Source organism: Kitasatospora sp. Ki12 (assembly GCF_054601375.1).
This window is the reverse complement of record NZ_BAAIHT010000001.1, coordinates 2,692,366-2,711,914: the sequence shown is the minus strand read 5'-3', so window position 1 is coordinate 2,711,914 and position 19,549 is coordinate 2,692,366. Positions and strand designations below refer to the sequence as shown.

At 73.8% G+C, this 19,549-nt stretch carries 17 protein-coding genes; 6 read left to right on the top strand and 11 right to left on the bottom strand.

Going from position 1 to position 19,549, the window contains the following annotated elements; genetic code table 11:
• Positions 1-114: 114 nt before the first annotated feature.
• The 3 genes from ACYP53_RS11985 to ACYP53_RS11975 all read right to left on the bottom strand — a co-directional run bounded on the left by ACYP53_RS11985 (position 115) and on the right by ACYP53_RS11975 (position 4,971).
• Positions 115-1,746: a succinic semialdehyde dehydrogenase gene (locus ACYP53_RS11985; protein ID WP_189916099.1), complete on the bottom strand. Its 1,632-nt coding sequence runs from the start codon at positions 1,744-1,746 to the stop codon at positions 115-117.
• Between the two features lie 102 nt (positions 1,747-1,848).
• A complete protein-coding gene (locus ACYP53_RS11980; RefSeq protein ID WP_459647363.1) occupies positions 1,849-3,663 on the bottom strand; it encodes a serine/threonine-protein kinase in 1,815 nt (604 codons plus the stop codon).
• A 162-nt stretch (positions 3,664-3,825) separates the two neighbouring features.
• Positions 3,826-4,971 (bottom strand): protein kinase family protein, encoded by a 1,146-nt coding sequence (locus tag ACYP53_RS11975; RefSeq protein ID WP_459647362.1) that lies wholly within the window; start codon positions 4,969-4,971, stop codon positions 3,826-3,828.
• 57 nt (positions 4,972-5,028) lie between these two features.
• Between ACYP53_RS11975 and ACYP53_RS11970 the strand changes: the two genes are divergently transcribed.
• Positions 5,029-5,577, top strand: coding sequence for an SHOCT domain-containing protein (locus ACYP53_RS11970; RefSeq protein ID WP_459647361.1), 549 nt, complete (start codon positions 5,029-5,031; stop codon positions 5,575-5,577).
• Between the two features lie 25 nt (positions 5,578-5,602).
• On the opposite strand, the gene ACYP53_RS11965 is transcribed toward ACYP53_RS11970, so the two are convergent.
• The gene (locus ACYP53_RS11965; protein WP_459647360.1) at positions 5,603-7,609 is read right to left on the bottom strand and encodes a serine/threonine-protein kinase; all 2,007 of its coding nucleotides are present in this window, start codon (positions 7,607-7,609) and stop codon (positions 5,603-5,605) included.
• 252 nt (positions 7,610-7,861) lie between these two features.
• On the opposite strand from ACYP53_RS11965, the gene ACYP53_RS11960 reads away from it, so the two are divergent.
• The gene (locus tag ACYP53_RS11960) at positions 7,862-8,425 is read left to right on the top strand and encodes a hypothetical protein (RefSeq protein ID WP_189916094.1); all 564 of its coding nucleotides are present in this window, start codon (positions 7,862-7,864) and stop codon (positions 8,423-8,425) included.
• Between the two features lie 82 nt (positions 8,426-8,507).
• Here ACYP53_RS11960 and ACYP53_RS11955 read toward each other — a convergent pair whose 3' ends face one another.
• The 4 genes from ACYP53_RS11955 to ACYP53_RS11940 all read right to left on the bottom strand — a co-directional run bounded on the left by ACYP53_RS11955 (position 8,508) and on the right by ACYP53_RS11940 (position 13,226).
• Entirely contained in the window at positions 8,508-9,635 is a 1,128-nt protein-coding gene (locus ACYP53_RS11955) for a GuaB3 family IMP dehydrogenase-related protein (protein ID WP_189916093.1), read from the bottom strand.
• Between the two features lie 146 nt (positions 9,636-9,781).
• Positions 9,782-11,284 carry an IMP dehydrogenase gene (guaB, locus tag ACYP53_RS11950; RefSeq protein ID WP_189916092.1) on the bottom strand — a complete coding sequence of 501 codons (1,503 nt, stop codon included), beginning with the start codon at positions 11,282-11,284 and terminating at the stop codon, positions 9,782-9,784.
• A gap of 287 nt (positions 11,285-11,571) precedes the next feature.
• On the bottom strand, positions 11,572-12,282 hold the full coding sequence (shbA, locus tag ACYP53_RS11945; RefSeq protein WP_189916091.1) for an RNA polymerase sigma factor ShbA: 711 nt from the start codon (positions 12,280-12,282) through the stop codon (positions 11,572-11,574).
• 332 nt (positions 12,283-12,614) lie between these two features.
• A complete protein-coding gene (locus ACYP53_RS11940; RefSeq protein ID WP_014136228.1) occupies positions 12,615-13,226 on the bottom strand; it encodes a response regulator transcription factor in 612 nt (203 codons plus the stop codon).
• A 563-nt stretch (positions 13,227-13,789) separates the two neighbouring features.
• Here ACYP53_RS11940 and ACYP53_RS11935 point away from each other — a divergent pair.
• Positions 13,790-14,116, top strand: coding sequence for a WhiB family transcriptional regulator (locus ACYP53_RS11935; RefSeq protein WP_189916090.1), 327 nt, complete (start codon positions 13,790-13,792; stop codon positions 14,114-14,116).
• Between the two features lie 84 nt (positions 14,117-14,200).
• Here ACYP53_RS11935 and ACYP53_RS11930 read toward each other — a convergent pair whose 3' ends face one another.
• From ACYP53_RS11930 to groES, 3 genes are all read right to left on the bottom strand, one after another.
• The gene (locus ACYP53_RS11930; RefSeq protein ID WP_189916089.1) at positions 14,201-15,199 is read right to left on the bottom strand and encodes a LysR family transcriptional regulator; all 999 of its coding nucleotides are present in this window, start codon (positions 15,197-15,199) and stop codon (positions 14,201-14,203) included.
• Between the two features lie 186 nt (positions 15,200-15,385).
• Positions 15,386-17,014: a chaperonin GroEL gene (groL, locus tag ACYP53_RS11925; RefSeq protein ID WP_189916088.1), complete on the bottom strand. Its 1,629-nt coding sequence runs from the start codon at positions 17,012-17,014 to the stop codon at positions 15,386-15,388.
• 117 nt (positions 17,015-17,131) lie between these two features.
• Positions 17,132-17,437 carry a co-chaperone GroES gene (gene groES / locus ACYP53_RS11920; RefSeq protein ID WP_014136232.1) on the bottom strand — a complete coding sequence of 102 codons (306 nt, stop codon included), beginning with the start codon at positions 17,435-17,437 and terminating at the stop codon, positions 17,132-17,134.
• A gap of 248 nt (positions 17,438-17,685) precedes the next feature.
• Between groES and ACYP53_RS11915 the strand changes: the two genes are divergently transcribed.
• The 3 genes from ACYP53_RS11915 to ACYP53_RS11905 are packed head-to-tail and all read left to right on the top strand — an operon-like array spanning position 17,686 to position 19,546.
• Entirely contained in the window at positions 17,686-17,997 is a 312-nt protein-coding gene (locus ACYP53_RS11915; RefSeq protein WP_189916087.1) for a hypothetical protein, read from the top strand.
• Positions 17,994-18,320 carry a hypothetical protein gene (locus ACYP53_RS11910; protein ID WP_189916086.1) on the top strand — a complete coding sequence of 109 codons (327 nt, stop codon included), beginning with the start codon at positions 17,994-17,996 and terminating at the stop codon, positions 18,318-18,320. The genes ACYP53_RS11915 and ACYP53_RS11910 overlap by 4 nt, the downstream gene beginning before the upstream one ends.
• 50 nt (positions 18,321-18,370) lie before the next feature.
• Positions 18,371-19,546 (top strand): class I SAM-dependent methyltransferase, encoded by a 1,176-nt coding sequence (locus tag ACYP53_RS11905; RefSeq protein WP_189916085.1) that lies wholly within the window; start codon positions 18,371-18,373, stop codon positions 19,544-19,546.
• The last annotated feature ends 3 nt before the right edge of the window (positions 19,547-19,549 follow it).

Sequence of the window (19,549 nt, the reverse complement as noted above, 5' to 3'; positions counted from 1 at the left end):
TGCCTGGGAGAACCGCGGGATCGGGCCCCCGCGCTGCCGGGAGCCCGCGATGCCGCCGGGCCACGCGACACCGCCGGGCCCCGCGGACCGCCTGGGTCCGGTCGCCGCCGGGGCCTACTTGAAGCGCAGCGCCTTGAGCGCGCGCAGCCCGCCGGTCATCACGGCGGCGAACTGCTTGTCGTCCAGGCCGAACGACGGCGCGATCGGCATCAGCCGCTGGGTCGCGATGGTCTGCGCCTCGGTGAAGCGCAGGATGCCCTCGGCACCGTGCCGGCGGCCCAGCCCGGAGTCGCCCATGCCGCCCATCGGCGAGGCGACCGAACCGTACGCGGCCGCGTAGGCCTCGTTGACGTTGACCGTCCCGGTGCGCAGCCGGGCCGCGACCGCCCGCCCGCGCCGGGGGTTCCTGGTCCAGACGCTGGAGTTCAGGCCGTACGGCGTGGAGTTGGCGGCGGCCACCGCCTCCTCCTCGGTGTCGAAGCGGTAGACGGAGACGACCGGGCCGAAGGTCTCCTCGGCGCAGACCGCCATGTCGGGGGTGACGCCGTCGAGGACGGTCGGCTCGAAGAAGAACGGGCCGAGGTCCGGCCGGGCGCGGCCGCCGGCCACCACGGTGGCGCCGGCCTTGACGGCCTCCTCCACGTGCCGGGTCGTGGTCTCCAGCTGGCGGACGGAGACCAGCGAGCCCATGTCCGCGCCGTACGCGAGGCCGCCGCCCAGGCGCAGCGCCCGGGTGCGGGCGGCGAAGCGCTCCAGGAACTCGTCGGCCACCGAGCGGTGCACCAGCAGCCGCTCGATCGAGATGCACAGCTGCCCGGCTGAGGAGAAGCAGGCCCGTACGGCGCCCGCGGCGGCGGCGTCCAGGTCGGCGTCGGAGAGCACCAGCATGGCGTTCTTGCCGCCGAGTTCGAGCGAGGCGCCGACCAGCCGGGCGGCGGCGCGCTGGGCGACGTCGCGGCCGGTGCGGGTGGAGCCGGTGAACGAGACGTAGTCGGCGTGCTCCACCACGGCGGGGCCGATCACCGGCCCGTCGCCGATCACGACCTGCCACAGGTCGGCCGGCAGCCCGGCCTCGACCAGCAGCTCACGCGCCCACAGGGCGGTCAGCGCGGTCTGGGTGTCGGGCTTGTTGACCACCGCGTTGCCGGCCACGAAGGCGGGCAGGGCGTCGCCGACGGACAGCTCCAGCGGGTAGTTCCACGGCGAGATGTGGCCGATCACGCCCTTGGGGCGGCGGGCCTCGACCGCGTGGGTGAGCACCGGCAGCGCGCCGCCGCGCCGCTTGTCCTTGAGGTACCCGGGCGCGGACCGCCCGTAGTGCCGGGCGGCCATGGCGACGGCCAGCACCTCCTCGAAGGCGTGCAGCCGGGCCTTGCCGGTCTCCGCCTGGATCAGGTCCAGCACCTCGTCCTGCCGCTTGAGCAGCAGGTCGTGGAAGCGCAGCAGGACGGCGGCCCGCCGGCGGACCGGCAGCGCGGCCCAGGCGGACTGGGCGCGGCGGGCCAGCTGGAAGGCGACCTCGACGTCGGCGGGGGTGGACTGCGGCAGGCTGGCCAGCCGCTCGCCGGTCAGCGGGGCGACGGTCTCCACCAGGTCGGGCTCGCCGGTGGCGGTGACGCCGGCGGCCAGCCGGGCGACCAGGGACGGCGGGACGGCCGCCGCGACGGTGCGGCCGCCGCCGGGGGCCGCCGGGTTGCCGGCGCCGGGGTGTTCGGTGGCCACTGCATCTGCTGTGAGGTCCGACATACGGCGCAGCCTAGGCCTTCGGCGGCCGGTCCGGTACCCGTCGGTAACAAGAATCTGCCGCAGTCGGGCGAAAGCGGGCGCGCCGCCCGCGCACGCCCGCCGTCAGCGGGTCGGCGTGAAGTAGTGGAGCACCGCGTTGAAGCGCTGTTCGGCCTCGTTCCACTCGTTGCCCCGCTCCGGACTGGACGAGTAGATCGCGTAGCTGGTGCCGTCGTCGTCGATGAACTCGGCCTCGATCGCCCGGCGCCGTCCGCCGCCCTGGGCCGCGTAACTGAACTCCCAGACGGCCGCCTCGTGGCCGTTCACCGCGACGCTGGTCAGCTTGTGCTGCTTGTAGTCCTTCAGCGACTTGGAGACGGAGCCCTCCATCTGCCGCATGTGGTCCAGCGGCTTGACCGACTGCCCCACGGTGACGGCGAACTGCAGGTAGTGCGCCTTGTTGTCGGGGCTGTAGTAGATCTGGTTGTCGGACGTGGCGCTGCGCTGCCAGGCCGGGGTGCCCGAGGGCAGCGGGAAGCGGAAGCCGGCCGGGTCGTCGACCCAGTGGTAGCCGCTGGGCGCCGCCGGGGCGCTGGCGCCGTTGCCGGGCTCCGGTGCGGACGACTCGACCGGTGCGGTCGGCGACGGGCCGTCCGGGCCCTCCCCGCCCACCAGGAACCGGGTGGTGAGGAAGGTCCCCGCGGCCGCCAGCAGTCCGACGGCCAGCGCGACGGCGACGATCTTGGCGGTGCTGCGGCGCTTGGCCGGTCCGCGCGCGGGCGTGCTGGAGTGCGCCACCGGCGTGACCGGCCCGGTGTGCGCCTGTGCGGCGGCCGACCCGCCCCCGGAGGTCTCCTGAACGGCCGCGACGGCAGGCACGACGGGGACCACCGGAACGACGGGAACGACGGGGACGGCCGGAGTGGCCGCAGCGGCCTGCGCCTCGGTCGGCCCCTCGGAGCCCTCGAAGCCCTCAGCCCCTTCGGCCCCCTCGGCCGGCACCGGCCCGACCACCAGGGCGCCCTCGCTACGGTCCACCACCGGCACCGACTGGGTGGGCGCGCGCAGCGGCGCGACCGCCTTGAAGCCCATCGTGTGCCCGGCCTGCACCTCGGCCAGCATCCGGGCCGCCTCGTCCGCGGTCGGCCGGTCGGCCGGGTCCTTGGCCATCAGCGCGGCCAGCACCGGCCCCAGCGGCCCGGCCCGGCGCGACTCCGGCAGCGGCTCGTCGACCACCGCGGCCAGCGTGGTGATCGGCGAGTCCCGGCGGAACGGCGACTGGCCCTCGACGGCGGCGTACAGCGTCGCCCCGAGGCCCCACAGGTCGGAGGCCGGCCCGGGCCGCTCGCCCTGGGCGCGCTCCGGCGCCAGGTAGTCCGGCGAGCCGACCAGGTCGCCCGGCCGGGTCAGCTCGGTCGAGCCCTCGTACTTGGCGATGCCGAAGTCCAGCAGCACCACCCGCCCGGTGCCGCGCTCCAGCAGCACGTTGGCGGGCTTCACGTCCCGGTGCAGCACGCCCAGCTGGTGGCCGCGGTGCAGCGCGGCGAGCACCTGGCTGCCGACCTCGGCGGCGGCGCGCGGCTGCAGGGTGCCGTCCTGGCTGATCACGTCGGCCAGCGAGCGGCCGTCGACCAGCTCCATGACGATCCACGGCCGGCCGTCCTGCTCCAGCACGTCGTGCACGGTGATCACGCCCGGGTGCTTGATCCGCGCGGCCGCGCTGGCCTCGCGCTTCATCCGGGTGTGCAGGATCTGCAGGTCCTCCTCGGGCAGGTGGTTGACGGTCAGCTCCTTGACCGCGACCTCACGGTCGAGCATCCGGTCCCAGGCCCGCCAGACGGTGCCCATGCCGCCACGGCCGAGCCGCTCACCGAGCTCGTACCGCCCGGCCAGCAGCCGCTCCGCCTCGGCCGCATCCGGCCCGTCCTGCACACCCATCTGCGACCGCTCCCCCACACGTTCCGCCTGCCGTCACCGCGACGGAGGTCCTGGTGCAGACCACTGTTCGAACAAATCCCACGCACACATTAGGCGTACCCCGCCGCCCCCGGTAATCTCGCCCACCCCCCCGGACCGGCCACCCCGGATCCGGGCGGGCCGTCAGCCCGCGAACAACACCACCGCCGCTATTCCCAGCGCCAGCAGGACAAAGACCCCGCCCACCAGCAACGGGCCCAGGAGGGCCGGGGCTATCCGCGGCGGTTTCGCCGCGCCCCCGAGCCCGTTACCGCTGCCCTTACCGGCACCCTTACCGACGCCCTTACCGGCCCCGGCATTCCCGGAATCCGCGCCCTTTCCGCCGCGCCGACCGCCCCGGCGCGGCCGCAGCGGCACCAGCGGCGCCTCCGGCTTCAGGGTCACCGCCCGCGCCACCCGCTCCTCGTCCACCGGCTCCGGCGCGCCGGCCAGCAGCTCCGCCAGCTCCCGGCCCACCGCCTCCGCGGTCGGCCGCAGCACCGGGTCCGGCTGCAGCAGCCGCTCGACCAGCGGCCCCAGCGGCCCGCAGACCGCCGAGTGCTCGCGCCGCCCGTCCCGTACGGCCGTCACCAGCTCCGGCACACCGCCCTCCGGGTACGGCGAGCGGCCGGCGACCAGCCGGTGCAGCAGCACCCCGAGCGCCCAGCAGTCGCCCGCCGGGCCGCCGTCCAGCGGCCAGCGCTCCGCCACCGGGCCGACCATGGTGGCCCGCACGTCGTACCGCCGCCGCCCACCGGGCCCGCCGAGCTCCTCGGCCAGCGCCTCCTCCGCCACCCCGGCGAGCAGCCCGCCGAGCATCGCGGCGCCGTCCTCGCAGACCAGCACCGAGCCGGCGGTCACGTTGCCGTGGCTGAGCCCGGCCGCGTGCAGCGTCCGCAGCGCGGCGGCCAGGTCGGCCGCCAGCTCGGCCGCCCGGTACGGCGGCAGCGGCCCGGCGGTGAGGAGTTCGGCCGCCGTCAGCCCGGGCGGCCGCTCCTCCACCGTCCACAGCAGATCGTGCTCGACGAAGGCGCCGACCCCGCGCAGCAGCCGGGGGTGCGCGGCCGGGGCGGCCGAACCGACCGCCGCCACCCTCCGCACCAGCCGGTCCGCCTGGGCGGGCACCGCGTCCTCCGGGTCCTGACCCGCGGTCAGCAGCGCGGGCAGTTCCAGGGCGCGCAGCAGGACCGATTCACCGGTCCGCTCGTCCACCGCGTGGGCACGCAGGAGTTCGGGACGGTCCGTCAGCCGGTACCGTCCCGCCAGCACTTGCCCGGGGCCGCCTCGCATGCCAGTTCCTCTCGCTCACCGAGCAGCCTACTGAGCGGCTCCTTTACGCTCGGTCCCATGGAATGGACCGATCTGATCGACACCGCCTTCAGGGTGGCGGGAAACAACAACCAAGCCAACCGGGCGGAGGCCGTCCGTACGGTCGAGGCCTCCGTGATCGACGGCGAGAAGCCGGTCGCCTCCACCGCCGGGCGCCATCCCGACCACTTCCGCAAGGGGGTGCTCGTCCTGACCACCCACCGGCTGCTCTTCCTGAAGGACGGGAAGCCGCCGATACCGGTTCCGCTCACCGCCGTCACCGACGCCACGGTGGCCCGCACCAAGCTCAATGGTGACGTGCTGACGGTCGTCGCGCTGACCGGCGCGCACCGCTTCGAGGACGTGGTCAAGGCCGACGTCTTCGCCGAGCAGGTACGGGAGTCGGCCCGGCTCGCCCGCACCGCCCCCGCCACCGCCCTGGAGAAGCCCGCCGCACCGGCCGCCGCCGGCCCGCTCGTCGACGGCGAGCAGCTCATCGGCCAGCTGGAGCGGCTGGCCGCCCTGCACGCTACCGGTGCGCTCACCGAGGACGAGTTCAGCCGCGCCAAACAGCGTCTGATCGGCTGAGCCCACCGCCCACCCGCCCGCCGCGCTACGGCGCGGGCTGGAAACTGTTGAAGACGACGTCCCGGACCGGGGCCTGCGCCGCCCACTCCGCGTCCGGGACGATCCAGTAGATCGAGTACCCGTACTTGGCCGGGGTCCCGGTCACGAAGCCGCGGTTGAGGGAGTGCGTCTTGGGCGTGCCGTTGGTCCACTCCCAGTCCGCCGCGTTGGTCCACTGCCGGTAGCTGATCGCCGACAGGTTCAGCCGCTGGTAGTTGGTCACCTGGCCGCGCACGTTGGGCTCGGACTCCTGCCAGTCGGCCACGGCGCTCTCGCCCGGCGAGGTCGTCCACTCGATCCGCAGCTGGCTGCCGCTGGCGTTCTTGAAGATCCGCCGGTTGGCGTCCGACCCGGAGGGCTGCAGCCAGTCCGGCAGGACGACCGAGAAACCGCTCGGGTCCTTGTACTCGTGGTACCCGGCCGGCACCGCGCCGCCCGGCGCGGGCTGCGCCGGCGTCTGGGCGGGGGCCGGGGGCTGCACGGGCGCCGCGGGCGTGGTGGCGGCGGGCTGCGCGGGGGCCGGCGCGGCGGGCGTGCCGGTCTCGGCGCCCGGCGTCCCGGTGGCCGTCGCGGCGGGCGCGGGGGCGGGCTCCGTGGCCGGGGCCGGGGCGCTCTGGCTCGGCGTGGTGTCCGTGGTCGCCACGACCGGCGCGGTGGCGCCCGAGCCGTGGGTGGAACCGCCCTTCGCGTCGGAGTCCCCGCCGACGGCCTGGATCACCGCGACCACGCCGGCGATCAGCAGCAGCACCACGACCACGGTCGCGATGGCCAGCCGCCGCCGGCCGGTGCGCGGGTCGGCCCCGGCGGCCTGGGTCGCCCCCAGCGTCCACTCGCTGGTGACCGGCCTGATCGGCTCGGGCGACGGCTCCACCGCCTGCGCCGCCGGTGCCGCGGGCTCCGCCACGGCCTCCTCGGGCGGCACCTCGTCGCGGGCGCGGCTGCCCACCCGGACCGTCCCCAGCAGCCCGCCCACCGTCCGCTTGCGGCCGCCCTCGGGCTTCTCCGGCGACGGCGACGGCGTCGACTCCGGCGCCGTCGCCGGCTCGGCCTTCGACTCGCTCTTCGGTTCGGCCTGCGGTTCGCCCTTCGTCTTCGACTCGGCCGCGCCGACCGCCGCCTCCACCGACATCGCGTGCTCGGTGGTCGACTCGGCCTTCACGGTCGCCTCCGCGACCACCCGCTTGAGCATCGACCGGGTCTGCGAGGCGTCCAGCCGCTCGGCCGGGTCCTTCGCCAGCAGCCCCTCGATCACCGGCCCCAGCGACCCGGCGTTCACCGGCGTGGCCAGGTCCTCGGTCATCACCGCGGTCAGGGTGGCCAGCGCCGAGCCGCGGTCGTACGGCGGCCGGCCCTCGACCATCGCGTACAGCGTGCCGCCCAGCGACCACAGGTCGGCCGGCGGCCCGGGCTTCTGCCCGCGGGCCCGCTCCGGGGATATGTACGAGGGCGCGCCGACCAGCATGCCGGTGGAGGTGACGGACGCGTCGCCCTCCACGCTCGCGATGCCGAAGTCGGTCAGCACGACCCGGCCGTCCTCGCCGATCAGCACGTTGGACGGCTTGACGTCCCGGTGCAGGATGCCCAGCGCGTGCGCGGCGCTCAGCACGCCCAGCACGTCGAGCGCGATCTCGGCGGCCCGGGCGGGCGCGAGCGGCCCGTCCTCGCGGATGACGTCGGCCAGCGAGCGGGACTCGACCAGCTCCATGACGATCCACGGCCGGTCGTCCTCGTCGACCACGTCGAAGACGGTGACGGCGGAGCTGTGCCGGATCCGGGCGGTCGCCTTGGCCTCGCGCAGCGTCCGGACGATCAGCCGGTGCTTCTCCTCCTCCTCGACGCTGGCGTTCATCCGCAGTTCCTTGACCGCGACGGTCCGGCCCAGCATCTCGTCCTCGGCCCGCCAGACGGTGCCCATCCCGCCGCGTCCGAGCACGCCGTTCAGGCGGTAGCGGCCGGCGAGGAGGCGGCCGGTGGAACCCTGCGCCTGGGTCATTCGGAACGTTCCCCCATGTGCTGCTGGCGGTCGTGGTGACGGCGCGTCGGACCGGCCGGGCCCGAACGCCCAAGCCTCCATCATCCCCTGTCCCGGGGCCCCTCGACCACCCGCCCCCCGTCCCAACCTGGGACGAACCGGAACCGGGGCGGCGCTCCGTGCCCGATCTGTGATCGAAAACTCGCCAAGATCCGCCCGAAGGACTGCTACCGTTCGGCAGCTCATCGTCTTTTCCGGGGGGATTCGACGCCCATGTCCGCACCCGCACCGGGCACTGACGGCCCATCCGCCCGGCCGCACACCGCCCAGCACTACTCGCTCGCACCCGCCCCGGCCTCCCCCGAGGGCTACGTCGCGCCCGGCATGCCCGGCGCCCCGGTCACCGGCTACGAGCCCGTCGAGCCCGCGCCCCGGACCGCCCCCCGCCGCCGCACCGCCCTCGCCGTCGCCCTCGCCGCCCTCGCCGTGCTGGTCGGCGGCCTGGCCTACGGCTGCGCCCCGCTGCGGGCCGCCGACAGCCTCGGCTGGCTGGCCATCGCCCCGGCCGGCCTGGTCGCCCTCCCGCTCGGACGCCTCGGTGGCCGGAACCGGCTGCTCCCGCCCCTCGGCGCCCTCCTCGCGGCCGGCGCGCTCCTCCTCGGCCAGCTGACCGAACACCTCCGCCGGGTGCACGCCGACGGCCCCGGCCCCCGCGGCCTCCTGCACGACACCCTGGCCACCTGGCGCGCCGACCTCCGCCCCCTCGACGCCGCCTTCTACGCCATCGCCGTCATCGGCGGCTTCCTCCTCACCCGCCGCGCCGCCGACCGCGGTTGACCCCTCCCGGACGACACCGCCCGCCCCCGGACAGCCCGAAGGCCCCCGCCGTACCCGGCGGGGGCCTTCCTCAGCACGCGGCTCAGCGGTGGTCGAGCGCCGGGTTGACGGTCACCTCGACCCGCTGGAACTCCTTGAGCTCGGTGTAGCCCGTGGTGGCCATCGCACGGCGCAGCGCACCGAAGAGGTTCATGGTGCCGTCCGGGGTGTGCGACGGACCGGTCAGGATCTCCTCGGTGGTGCCGACGGTGCCGAGGTCCACCCGCTTGCCGCGCGGCAGCTCCTCGTGGACGGCCTCCATGCCCCAGTGGAAGCCCTTGCCCGGGGCGTCGGTGGCACGGGCCAGCGCGGCACCGATCATCACCGCGTCGGCGCCGCAGGCGACGGCCTTCGGGATGTCGCCGCTGTAGCCGACGCCGCCGTCCGCGATCACGTGCACGTAGCGGCCGCCGGACTCGTCCATGTAGTCACGGCGGGCGGCCGCGACGTCGGCGACGGCGGTGGCCATCGGCACCTGGATGCCGAGCACGGTGCGGGTGGTGTGGGCGGCGCCGCCGCCGAAGCCGACGAGCACGCCGGCCGCGCCGGTCCGCATCAGGTGCAGGGCCGCGGTGTACGTGGCGCAGCCGCCGACGATCACCGGGACGTCCAGCTCGTAGATGAACTGCTTGAGGTTGAGCGGCTCGGCGGCGCCGGAGACGTGCTCGGCCGAGACCGTGGTGCCGCGGATGACGAAGACGTCGACGCCGGCGTCCACGACGGCCTTGGAGAACTCGGCGGTGCGCTGCGGCGAGAGCGCGGCGGCGGTGACCACGCCGGAGTCGCGGACCTCCTGGATGCGCTGCTTGATCAGCTCGGCCCGGATCGGCGCGGCGTAGATCTCCTGCAGCCGGCGGGTGGCCAGGGAGGCGTCGGTGATCGAGGCGATCTCGTCGAGCAGCGGCTGCGGGTCCTCGTAGCGGGTCCAGAGGCCTTCGAGGTTCAGCACGCCCAGGCCGCCGAGGCGGCCGATGGCGATGGCCTGCTGCGGCGAGACCACGCTGTCCATCGGGGCGGCCAGGAACGGCAGCTCGAAGCGGTAGGCGTCGATCTGCCAGGCGATCGAGACCTCCTTCGGGTCCCGGGTACGGCGGCTGGGGACGACGGCGATGTCGTCGAATGCGTATGCCCGGCGGCCGCGCTTGCCTCGCCCGATCTCGATCTCAGTCACTTCGAGCCCTTCTGCTGTATTGCCCATGCCGACCGGGTCACCCCGGCCGCACCCCAGTATCCCGTACCGGGGGGGGCCGCCCCGACGGCCCGGCCCCCGGACACGCGGAAGGGCCCGCCGGAGCGGGCCCTTCCGTGTTCAGCGCGTCAGCGGGTCGAGTAGTTCGGCGCCTCGACGGTCATCTGGATGTCGTGCGGGTGGCTCTCCTTGAGGCCCGCCGAGGTGATCCGGACGAAGCGGCCCTTGCTCTCCATCTCGGCGATGGTGCCGGCGCCGACGTAGCCCATGGTCTGGCGCAGACCGCCGACCAGCTGGTGCAGCACGGCCGACAGCGGGCCGCGGTACTGCACCTGGCCCTCGATGCCCTCGGGGACGAGCTTGTCGTCCGAGGCCACCTCGGCCTGGAAGTAGCGGTCCTTGGAGTAGGAGCGGCCCTGGCCGCGGGACTGCATGGCGCCCAGCGAGCCCATGCCGCGGTAGGACTTGAACTGCTTGCCGTTGATGAACAGCAGCTCGCCCGGGGACTCCTCGCAGCCGGCCAGCAGCGAGCCGAGCATCACGGTGTCGGCGCCGGCGGCCAGCGCCTTGCCGATGTCGCCGGAGTACTGCAGGCCGCCGTCGCCGATGACCGGCACGCCGGCCGCCTGGCAGGCCTGGGCGGCCTCGTAGATGGCGGTGATCTGCGGGACGCCGATGCCGGCGACCACGCGGGTGGTGCAGATGGAGCCGGGGCCGACGCCGACCTTGACGCCGTCCACGCCGGCGTCGATCAGCGCCTGGGCGCCGTCGCGGGTGGCGACGTTGCCGCCGACCACGTCGACGCCGACGGCCGACTTGATCTTGGCGATCCAGGCCAGCGCGTTGTGGCTGTGGCCGTGCGAGGTGTCCACCACCAGGAAGTCCACGCCGGCCTCGACCAGGGCCTGGGCCCGGTCGAACGCCTCGGCGCTGGCGCCGACGGCGGCGCCGACCAGCAGCCGGCCCTCGGCGTCCTTGGCGGCGTTCGGGTACTGCTCGGCCTTGACGAAGTCCTTGACGGTGATCAGGCCCTTGATCCGGCCCTCGTCGTCGACCAGCGGCAGCTTCTCGATCTTGTGGCGGCGCAGCAGCGCCATCGCGTCGACGCCGGAGATGCCGACCTTGCCGGTGATCAGCGGCATCGGGGTCATGATCTCGCGGACCTGGCGGCTGCGGTCCGACTCGAAGGCCATGTCACGGTTGGTGACGATGCCGAGCAGCTTGCCGGCCTCGTCGGCGATCGGCACGCCGGAGATGCGGAACTTGGCGCACAGGGCGTCGGCCTCGGCGAGCGTGGTGTCGGGGCCGACCGTGATCGGGTCGGTGACCATGCCGGACTCGGAGCGCTTCACCAGGTCGACCTGGTTGGCCTGGTCCTCGACCGACAGGTTGCGGTGCAGCACGCCGACGCCGCCCTGGCGCGCCATCGCGATGGCCATCCGCGACTCGGTGACCTTGTCCATCGCCGCGGAGAGCAGCGGGATGTTGACGCGCACGTTCCGGGAGACCCGCGAGGAGGTGTCGACCCCGTTCGGCAGCACCTCGGAGGCCCCGGGCAGCAGCAGGACGTCATCGAACGTGAGCCCGAGCATGGCGAACTTCTCGGGTACGCCTGCGGCGTTGTAAGACATTTGGGGGGTACCTTCCGTGGCCGGCCTTATCCGCTCACGCCCTGAGGGTGGGGGCGCTGTCATCGCTCACTCGCGCAGACCGCCGAAGCCGGGTGCAATGGGAGGATCCTCCAAGGGGACCCCGCGCGCACCCGTGAAACTTTGGCTACCCGCCCAGGCGCCGATACCCCATGGTACTGGCACCGCGAATGTGTCCTCGTGTGCCCTTGACAACACCCCCGCCCCGCCGCTCATTCCGCGGCGTCGGCCGGCCCCGCGGACGGCGGGGGCGGGGAAAGGGGACCAGGTCAGGAGGACTCTTCCGCGAGCGCCCGCAGCCGGCTGAGCGCCCGGTGCTGGGCCACCCGGACGGCCCCCGGCGACATCCCGAGCACCTCGCCGGTCTCCTCCGCCGACAGTCCGGCGGCGACCCGCAGCAGCACCAGCTCGCGCTGACGGGCCGGCAGGTTGGACAGCAGCTCCTTGGCCCAGGCCGCGTCGCTGCTCAGCAGCGCCTGCTCCTCCGGGCCGAGCGCCTCGTCCGGCACCTCCGGCAGGTCGTCCTGCGGGACGACGGTCGAGCCGGGCCCGCGCATCGCGGCCCGCTGCAGATCGGCGATCTTGTGCGCGGCGATGCCGTACACGAAGGCCTCGAACGGCCGCCCCTGGTCCTTGTACCTGGGCAGCGCGCAGAGCACCGCGACGCAGACCTCCTGGGCGACGTCGTCCACGTGGTGCCGGGCCCCACCGGGCAGCCGGACCAGCTTGGCGCGGCAGTAGCGCTGCGCCAGCGGGTGGACGTAGGCGAGCAGGGCGTCGATGGCCGGCCCTTCGCCGCGCACCGCGGCCGCGACCAGCTCGCCCACCAGCGGCGAGCCGCCCGAACCGAGCACCGGCGGGCGGACCGGACCGGTCTCCGCCGCGCCCGATCCGGCGTACGACGGGTCGTGACCCGGACCGGAGGGCTCGGCCTCCACCGGGTCCACCTGGCCGGCCGCGCCGGCGACGTCGTCGCGCATCGGTCCATGGTGCCTGGTCGAGCGGGAAAACGCGGCACCGCGTCCGGAGTTGTGCACCGGAACGTTATGCGCTGGCGCACCGTGGGGCGTGCCGCGCACCACCGGCCCCTCCTGCACCGTGCCGCCTCCCGCCCCGCCGTCGGTGGTCCCGTCCGTCTCGCCGTCCGCCGAGTGTCCTGCGGCTGCGTGGTTCGCCGCAGTGCCTGTCCGCTGGTCCCCGAGGTGCTCCACTCCTCCATGGTGCAACCTCGGGACCGTAACGTCACACACCCGTGCGGCACCCGCACCGACGATCACCGGCGGCGCGCCGCACCCGGCGGCGCCGGCGGTGGTCAGCGGACCAGGCCCCAGCGGAAACCCAGCGCCACCGCGTGCGCCCGGTCGGAGGCCCCGAGCTTCTTGAACAGCCGCCGGGCGTGGGTCTTGACGGTGTCCTCGGACAGGAACAGCTCGCGCCCGATCTCGGCGTTGCTGCGGCCGTGGCTCATCCCCTCCAGCACCTGGATCTCACGCGCCGTCAACGTCGGCGCGGCGCCCATGTCGGGGCTGCGCAGCCGGCGCGGGGCGAGCCGCCAGGTCGGGTCGGCGAGGGCCTGGGTGACGGTGGCCCGCAGCTCGGCGCGCGAGGCGTCCTTGTGCAGGTACCCGCGGGCGCCCGCGGCCACCGCGAGCGCGACCCCGTCGAGGTCCTCGGCGACGGTGAGCATGATGATCCGCGCGCCCGGGTCGGCGGACAGCAGCCGCCGGACCGTCTCGACCCCGCCGAGGCCGGGCATCCGGACGTCCATCAGAACGAGATCGGAGCGGTCGGCCACCCAGCGGCGGAGGACCTCCTCCCCGTTCGTCGCGGTGGTGACCCGGTCCACACCGGGTACGGTCGCGACCGCGCGGCGAAGCGCCTCGCGGGCGAGCGGGGAATCGTCGCAAACGAGAACGGAAGTCATGACCGTCGTCCTCCGCAGCTGATCCGCGTCACGTTGAGCCTCCTGGCTGGTACGAACCTCTACGACACGGCCGATCGGCGACAGACTCCGTGCTGATCGCCCCGACTTGCCCGCGATCGTTCCCGATGTCCGGCGCCCGCTAACCGCCTCCGCACTTCCAACGACCGTCACTCGAATGAGTTACGGCCTTCAGGGCCATCTCCACCACTGTACGTGGCCAACCCATTACCGATCAGCCGCATCGCGGTGCACACGCCGCACTTTTCCGCAGCTCGCGCGCGGTGGGCGCGCGACCCGCACACCGTTTCGGCGCGTCGTGCGCCCCGTCGGCCACCCGATTGCCACGCCCGCGCCCGCCGGAGGCCCTTGCCCACTTTGCCCGTTTTTATAGCTTTCGTATGGTCATTGACTGTTGTGCCAGTGTGTGGGTGACTTGTCCATGGAGTTGCCTTAAGTCATATTTCCAGGTGTCCACACCAGTGCATAGAAGCCCCGCCGTGCCGCTCGGCAGCAGCCCGCCGAACGCCCGGCCGACGGCCGACAGCCTCTGAAGGGAATGAGCCATGGCAGATTTCTCCCGCCTCCCCGGTCCCAACGCGGACCTCTGGGACTGGCAGCTCTCCGCAGCCTGCCGTGGCGTGGACAGCTCGCTCTTCTTCCACCCCGAGGGCGAGCGCGGAGCCGCGCGCAGTTCGCGCGAGGCCAGCGCCAAGGAGGTCTGCATGCGCTGCCCCGTCATCGCCGAGTGCGCGGCGCACGCGCTGGCGGTCCGCGAGCCGTACGGCGTCTGGGGCGGGATGACCGAGGACGAGCGCGAGGAGATGCTGGGCCGCTCGCGGCACCGGCTGGTGGAGGTCCCGCTGACCCCGCCGGCGATCGCGCGGCACTGACCCGCCTCCTCGGCGCGCCGTGAAGAAACGTTTCCTCACGGCGTCGCGGCCTGGGCGCCGCGGGCACGGGCCCCGCAGGCACCGTCAGCGGGCGGCGGCCGCCCCCGCCAGCCGCTCCAGCATCAGGGCCACGGCCGGCACCTCGGCCAGGTCCGACAGGGTCAGCGCGACCACCTGGCGCACCGCCGGCGCCCCGGAGGCCGTCCGCACCGGCACCGTCGACACGCCGTCAGGGCGCACCGACTGCAGCGCCAGCCGGGGCAGCACGGCCACCCCCAGCCCGGCCGCGACCAGGCCGACCACCGCCGGGTAGTCGTCCGTCGCGAAGTCGATCCGGGGCTCGAAGCCGGCCCCGGCGCACAGCTCCACCAGGTGCCCCCGGCACTGCGGGCAGCCGGCGATCCACTGCTCCCCCGCCAGCTCGGCCAGCCCCACCGGGCCGCCCCGCCCGGCCAGCGGGTGGGCGGCGGGCAGCACGCCCACCAGCGGGTCGTCCAGCAGCGGGGTGACCACCAGATCGGACCAGTCGGTCCCGGCGGTCAGCTGCTGGGCCTCCAGGTTGGCCTCGGCCCGCGCCTCGCGCGGCGTGCCGTGCGCCGGGGCCGGCAGCGCGGCGGCGCCGTCGGACTGCGGGTAGCGGAAGGCCAGCGCGATCTCGCACTCGCCGCCGCGCAGCATCGCCAGCGACTCCGGCGGCTCCGCCTCGACCAGCGACACGCGCACCCCCGGATGGCCGTCCCGCAGCCGGGCGACCGCGGGCGGCACCAGGGTGGAACTCGCGGTCGGGAAGGAGACCAGCCGCACCCGTCCGGCCCGCAGCCCGGCGATCGCGGCCACCTCCTCCTCGGCGGCGGAGAGCCCCGCCAGGATCCCGGTGGCATGCTTGAGCAGCACCCGCCCGGCCTCGCTGAGCTGCATCCCGCGGCCCGAACGGACCACCAGCGGGGTGTCCACGGACTTCTCCAGGGCCTTCATCTGCTGGCTGATGGCGGGCTGGGTACACCCCAGCTCGCGGGCGGCGGCGGAGAAGGAGCCGGTGCGGGCGACGGCACGCAGGACGCGCAGGTGGCGGGCCTCGATCATGCCTTAGTTATAAGGCAATCTTTGCGTTCTGCAAAATTCTACTGATAGTTGAAGCCCCTGACGACCCGGCAACGGACGAACAACCGCCCCGAGCCGCGTCACGGGCGAGCGGGCGAATGACAGCCGGAGGCCCGGCCCGCTGCCCCTCGCGGGGCGCGGACCGGGCCTCCGGTCACTGATCAGGCGTCAGTGGGAGTGGCCGTGGCCACCGTGGGAGTGACCGCTGTCGGCCTCCTCCTCCTTCTTCTCCACCACGAGGGTCTCGGTGGTGAGCAGCAGGGAGGCGATCGAGGCGGCGTTCTCCAGGGCGGAACGGGTGACCTTGACCGGGTCGATGACGCCGGCCTTCAGCAGGTCGCCGTACTCGCCGGTGGCCGCGTTGTAGCCGTGACCGGCCTCCAGCTCGGCGACCTTGTGGGTGATGACGTAGCCCTCGAGGCCGGCGTTCTGGGCGATCCAGCGCAGCGGCTCGTGCAGCGCCTTGCGGACGACCGCGACACCGGTCGCCTCGTCACCCGACAGGCCCAGGCCACCGTCCAGCACCTTGGCGGCGTGGACCAGGGAGGCGCCACCGCCGGCGACGATGCCCTCCTCGACCGCGGCGCGGGTCGCCGAGATGGCGTCCTCCAGGCGGTGCTTGCGCTCCTTCAGCTCCACCTCGGTGGCGGCGCCGACCTTGATGACGCAGACGCCGCCGGCCAGCTTGGCCAGGCGCTCCTGCAGCTTCTCGCGGTCCCAGTCGGAGTCGGTCGCGGCGATCTCGCCCTTGATCTGGGCGACGCGGCCGGCCACGGCCTCGGCGTCACCGGCACCGTCGACGACGGTGGTCTCGTCCTTGGTGATGGTCACGCGGCGGGCGGTGCCCAGCACGTCCAGGCCGACCTGGTCGAGCTTGAGGCCGACCTCCTCGGAGATGACCGTGCCGCCGGTCAGGGTGGCCAGGTCGCCGAGGATCGCCTTGCGGCGGTCGCCGAAGCCCGGGGCCTTGACGGCGACGGCGTTGAAGGTGCCGCGGATCTTGTTCACGACCAGGGTCGACAGCGCCTCGCCGTCGACGTCCTCGGCGATGATCAGCAGCGGCTTCGAGGCACCGCCCTGCAGGATCTTCTCCAGCAGCGGCAGCAGCTCCTGGATGGAGGAGATCTTGCCCTGGTTGATCAGGATGTACGGGTCCTCCAGGACCGCCTCCTGCCGCTCCGCGTCGGTGACGAAGTACGGCGACAGGTAGCCCTTGTCGAACTGCATGCCCTCGGTGAAGTCCAGCTCCACGCCGAAGGTGTTCGACTCCTCGACGGTGATGACACCGTCCTTGCCGACCTTGTCGATCGCCTCGGCGATCAGCTCGCCGACCTGGGTGTCCTGCGCGGAGAGGGACGCGACGGCGGCGACGTCGTCCTTGCCCTCGATCTCGCGGGCCACGGACAGCAGGTGCTCGGAGACGGCGGCGACGGCCTTGTCGATGCCCTTCTTCAGGGCGGCCGGGCCGGCACCGGCGGCGACGTTGCGCAGACCCTCGTTGACCAGGGCCTGGGCCAGCACGGTGGCGGTGGTGGTGCCGTCGCCCGCGACGTCGTTGGTCTTGGTGGCGACCTCCTTGACGAGCTGCGCGCCAAGGTTCTCGTACGGGTCGTCCAGCTCGACCTCACGGGCGATGGTGACACCGTCGTTGGTGATGGTCGGGGCGCCGAACTTCTTGTCGATGACGACGTTGCGGCCCTTGGGGCCGATGGTCACCTTGACGGTGTCGGCCAGCTTGTTGACACCGCGCTCCAGCGAGCGGCGGGCGTCCTCGTCGAACTGCAGGATCTTCGCCATGTTCCCTATTCCCTCGGGGCTGCGACCGGGCCACCGGCCGCCGAACTACGTGAACCAACAACCACGCCCCGGGCCCCTGTCACTTGGGACACGGATCCGGGGCGGGTCAGGAACGACTTACTTCTCGATGATCGCGAGAACGTCGCGAGCGGAGAGCACCAGGTACTCCTCGCCCTGGTACTTCACCTCGGTGCCGCCGTACTTCGAGTACAGGACGATGTCACCCACGGCGACGTCGAGCGGCAGACGCTGGCCGTCCTCGAAGCGGCCCGGGCCGACGGCCAGGACGACGCCCTCCTGGGGCTTCTCCTTGGCGGTGTCCGGGATAACCAGGCCGGAGGCCGTGGTGGTCTCGGCGTCGAGCGGCTGGACCACGATGCGGTCCTCGAGCGGCTTGATGGCAACCTTGCTGCTGGTGGTCACGTCCGAGCTCCCCTTCGGAGATTACGGGGTTTTCTAACGGGTAGGGCGAGCCTGCGAGCCTGCCGTCGCGGGGGTCAGACACGCGTCTTCGCGTTAGCACTCCCCCGGTGGGGAGTGCCAAGGACGACCATAGGCCCGTGTTAGCACTCAGTCAACCAGAGTGCCAACGGCGCGCCCGGGAGATCCCGGATCACGGATGAGTACCCGTACTCATGTGCGGCTCGCCGCCCGCTCGGCACACTCGTGCCATGACCGACACCCCGACGCGCGTCGGCCCGTCCGACGCGAAGGACGCCGCGCTCGCACTGCTGCTCCTGCCACTGCTGGGCGCCCTCCCGCTGGTCGCCTTCCAGGCCGGCGGCGCGATCGCCGAGGCCGCCGGCTCCGACACCGGGGGCGACTTCCTGTGCGCCGTGCTCTCCGCCGTGGTCATCGGCTGGGGCGCGCCCGTCGCCGTCGCCGTCCGCAGCGGCCGGGACGGCTACCAGTGGCTGCCGCTCTCCGCGCTCGTCGCGCCCTTCGCGCTGCCCGTCCTGCTCTGTCTGGGAGCCCTCCGATGAACGCCACCGGCGTCGGCCCGTCCCGGCTCAAGGACGCGTCCCTCGCGCTGCTGGCGCTGCCCCTGCTGGGCGCCGTGCTCCCGGTCGCCGTGTTCTTCCTCATCGGCAGCTTCGCCAACGGTCCCGGCGCCGGCGACGACGGGAGCGGCTGGGGCTGGGGCGTCCTGGGCGTCGCGGTCATGGCCGCCCCGGTGGTCGCCCTGGTGGCGAGCCTCGTGGTGGTCGTCCGCAGCCGGCGGTCCGGCTACCGGTTCGTCCCGGTCGCCGCCGGGATCGCGCCGTTCGTCCTGCCCGCGCTGTTCTCCTCGGGCGTCCTGTGGTGAGCACGTCCCGGTGGCCGGTCGACTGACCCTCGACCGGCGAGAATGATCCCGTGGACACCGAGAACCTCCAGCCGCTGCTGACGCCCGAGGGCCAGGCCCTGCTCGCCGAGTTGCGCGAGTTCACCCCCGAGGAGGAGCTGGCGCTGGCCACCCGGTTGCGGCGGGAGCACCCGGCGGAGCTGGTGTCGGCGGCCTTCGGGCAGGCGCGGCTGCGGCAGCGGGCCCGGGCGAAGTTCGGGGCGGACGCCGACCTGATGTACTTCACGCCCAACGGGGTCGAGCAGTCCACCCGGCGCAGCGTGGCCGAGTGGCGGGCGCGGCGGTTCGCCGAGCTGGGCGTCCGGCGGCTGGCGGACCTGTGCTGCGGTATCGGCGGGGACGTGCTGGCGCTGGCCCGGGCGGGCATCGAGGTGCTGGCCGTCGACAAGGACCCGGCGGCCTGCGCCGCCACCGCCGCGAACGCCGCCGCGCTGGGCCTGGCCGAGCTGGTCGAGGTGCGCTGCGCGGACGTCGCCGAGGTGGACGTGGCCGGCTACGACGCGGTGTTCACCGACCCGGCCCGGCGGACCTCGCGCGGCCGGGTGTTCGACCCGGAGGCGTACGCCCCGCCGCTGTCCTGGGCGGTCGAGGCGGGCCGGCGGACCCCGATCGGGGCGCTGAAGGTCGCCCCGGGCATCCCGCACGAGGCCGTCCCGGAGGACGCCGAGGCCGAGTGGGTCTCCGACCACGGCGACGTCAAGGAGGCGGTGCTCTGGTTCGGCACCAAGGCCGCCCGCCCGCACCGCGCCACGCTGCTGCCGGAGGGCGCCAGCCTGGTCGGCGGCGACCTGCCCGACCCGCCGGCCGGCCCGGTGGGGCGCTACCTGTACGAGCCGGACGGCGCGGTGATCCGGGCCCACCTGGTGGCCGAGGTGGCCGAACGGGTCGGCGGCCGGCTGATCGACCCGAAGATCGCCTACCTGACCTCGGACGAGCTGGTCGCCACCCCGTACGCGCACGCCTTCGAGCTGACCGACGTGCTGCCCTTCCACATCAAGAAGCTGAAGGCGCTGCTGCGCGAGCGGGCGGTCGGCACCGTGGTGATCAAGAAGCGCGGGATGGCGATCACCCCGGAGGAGCTGCGCCGCCAGCTCAAGCCCTCCGGGCCGAACTCCGTCACGGTGATCCTCAGCCGCACCGACCACGGCCCGCTGATGATGCTGGGGCAGCCGGTCCGGGCCTCCTAGCCT

Excerpts from the sequence above, each read along its gene's own strand:
- ACYP53_RS11970 (WP_459647361.1), top strand. The coding sequence starts at position 5,029 with ATGGAATGGACCGATCTGATCGACACCGCCTTCAGGGTGGCGGGAAAC.
- ACYP53_RS11980 (WP_459647363.1), bottom strand. The coding sequence starts at position 3,663 with ATGGGTGTGCAGGACGGGCCGGATGCGGCCGAGGCGGAGCGGCTGCTG.
- ACYP53_RS11960 (WP_189916094.1), top strand. The coding sequence starts at position 7,862 with ATGTCCGCACCCGCACCGGGCACTGACGGCCCATCCGCCCGGCCGCAC.
- ACYP53_RS11910 (WP_189916086.1), top strand. The coding sequence starts at position 17,994 with ATGAACGCCACCGGCGTCGGCCCGTCCCGGCTCAAGGACGCGTCCCTC.
- guaB (WP_189916092.1), bottom strand. The coding sequence starts at position 11,284 with ATGTCTTACAACGCCGCAGGCGTACCCGAGAAGTTCGCCATGCTCGGG.
- ACYP53_RS11935 (WP_189916090.1), top strand. The coding sequence starts at position 13,790 with ATGGCAGATTTCTCCCGCCTCCCCGGTCCCAACGCGGACCTCTGGGAC.
- groL (WP_189916088.1), bottom strand. The coding sequence starts at position 17,014 with ATGGCGAAGATCCTGCAGTTCGACGAGGACGCCCGCCGCTCGCTGGAG.
- ACYP53_RS11985 (WP_189916099.1), bottom strand. The coding sequence starts at position 1,746 with ATGTCGGACCTCACAGCAGATGCAGTGGCCACCGAACACCCCGGCGCC.
- shbA (WP_189916091.1), bottom strand. The coding sequence starts at position 12,282 with ATGCGCGACGACGTCGCCGGCGCGGCCGGCCAGGTGGACCCGGTGGAG.
- ACYP53_RS11940 (WP_014136228.1), bottom strand. The coding sequence starts at position 13,226 with ATGACTTCCGTTCTCGTTTGCGACGATTCCCCGCTCGCCCGCGAGGCG.
- ACYP53_RS11915 (WP_189916087.1), top strand. The coding sequence starts at position 17,686 with ATGACCGACACCCCGACGCGCGTCGGCCCGTCCGACGCGAAGGACGCC.
- ACYP53_RS11965 (WP_459647360.1), bottom strand. The coding sequence starts at position 7,609 with ATGACCCAGGCGCAGGGTTCCACCGGCCGCCTCCTCGCCGGCCGCTAC.
- ACYP53_RS11930 (WP_189916089.1), bottom strand. The coding sequence starts at position 15,199 with ATGATCGAGGCCCGCCACCTGCGCGTCCTGCGTGCCGTCGCCCGCACC.
- ACYP53_RS11975 (WP_459647362.1), bottom strand. The coding sequence starts at position 4,971 with ATGCGAGGCGGCCCCGGGCAAGTGCTGGCGGGACGGTACCGGCTGACG.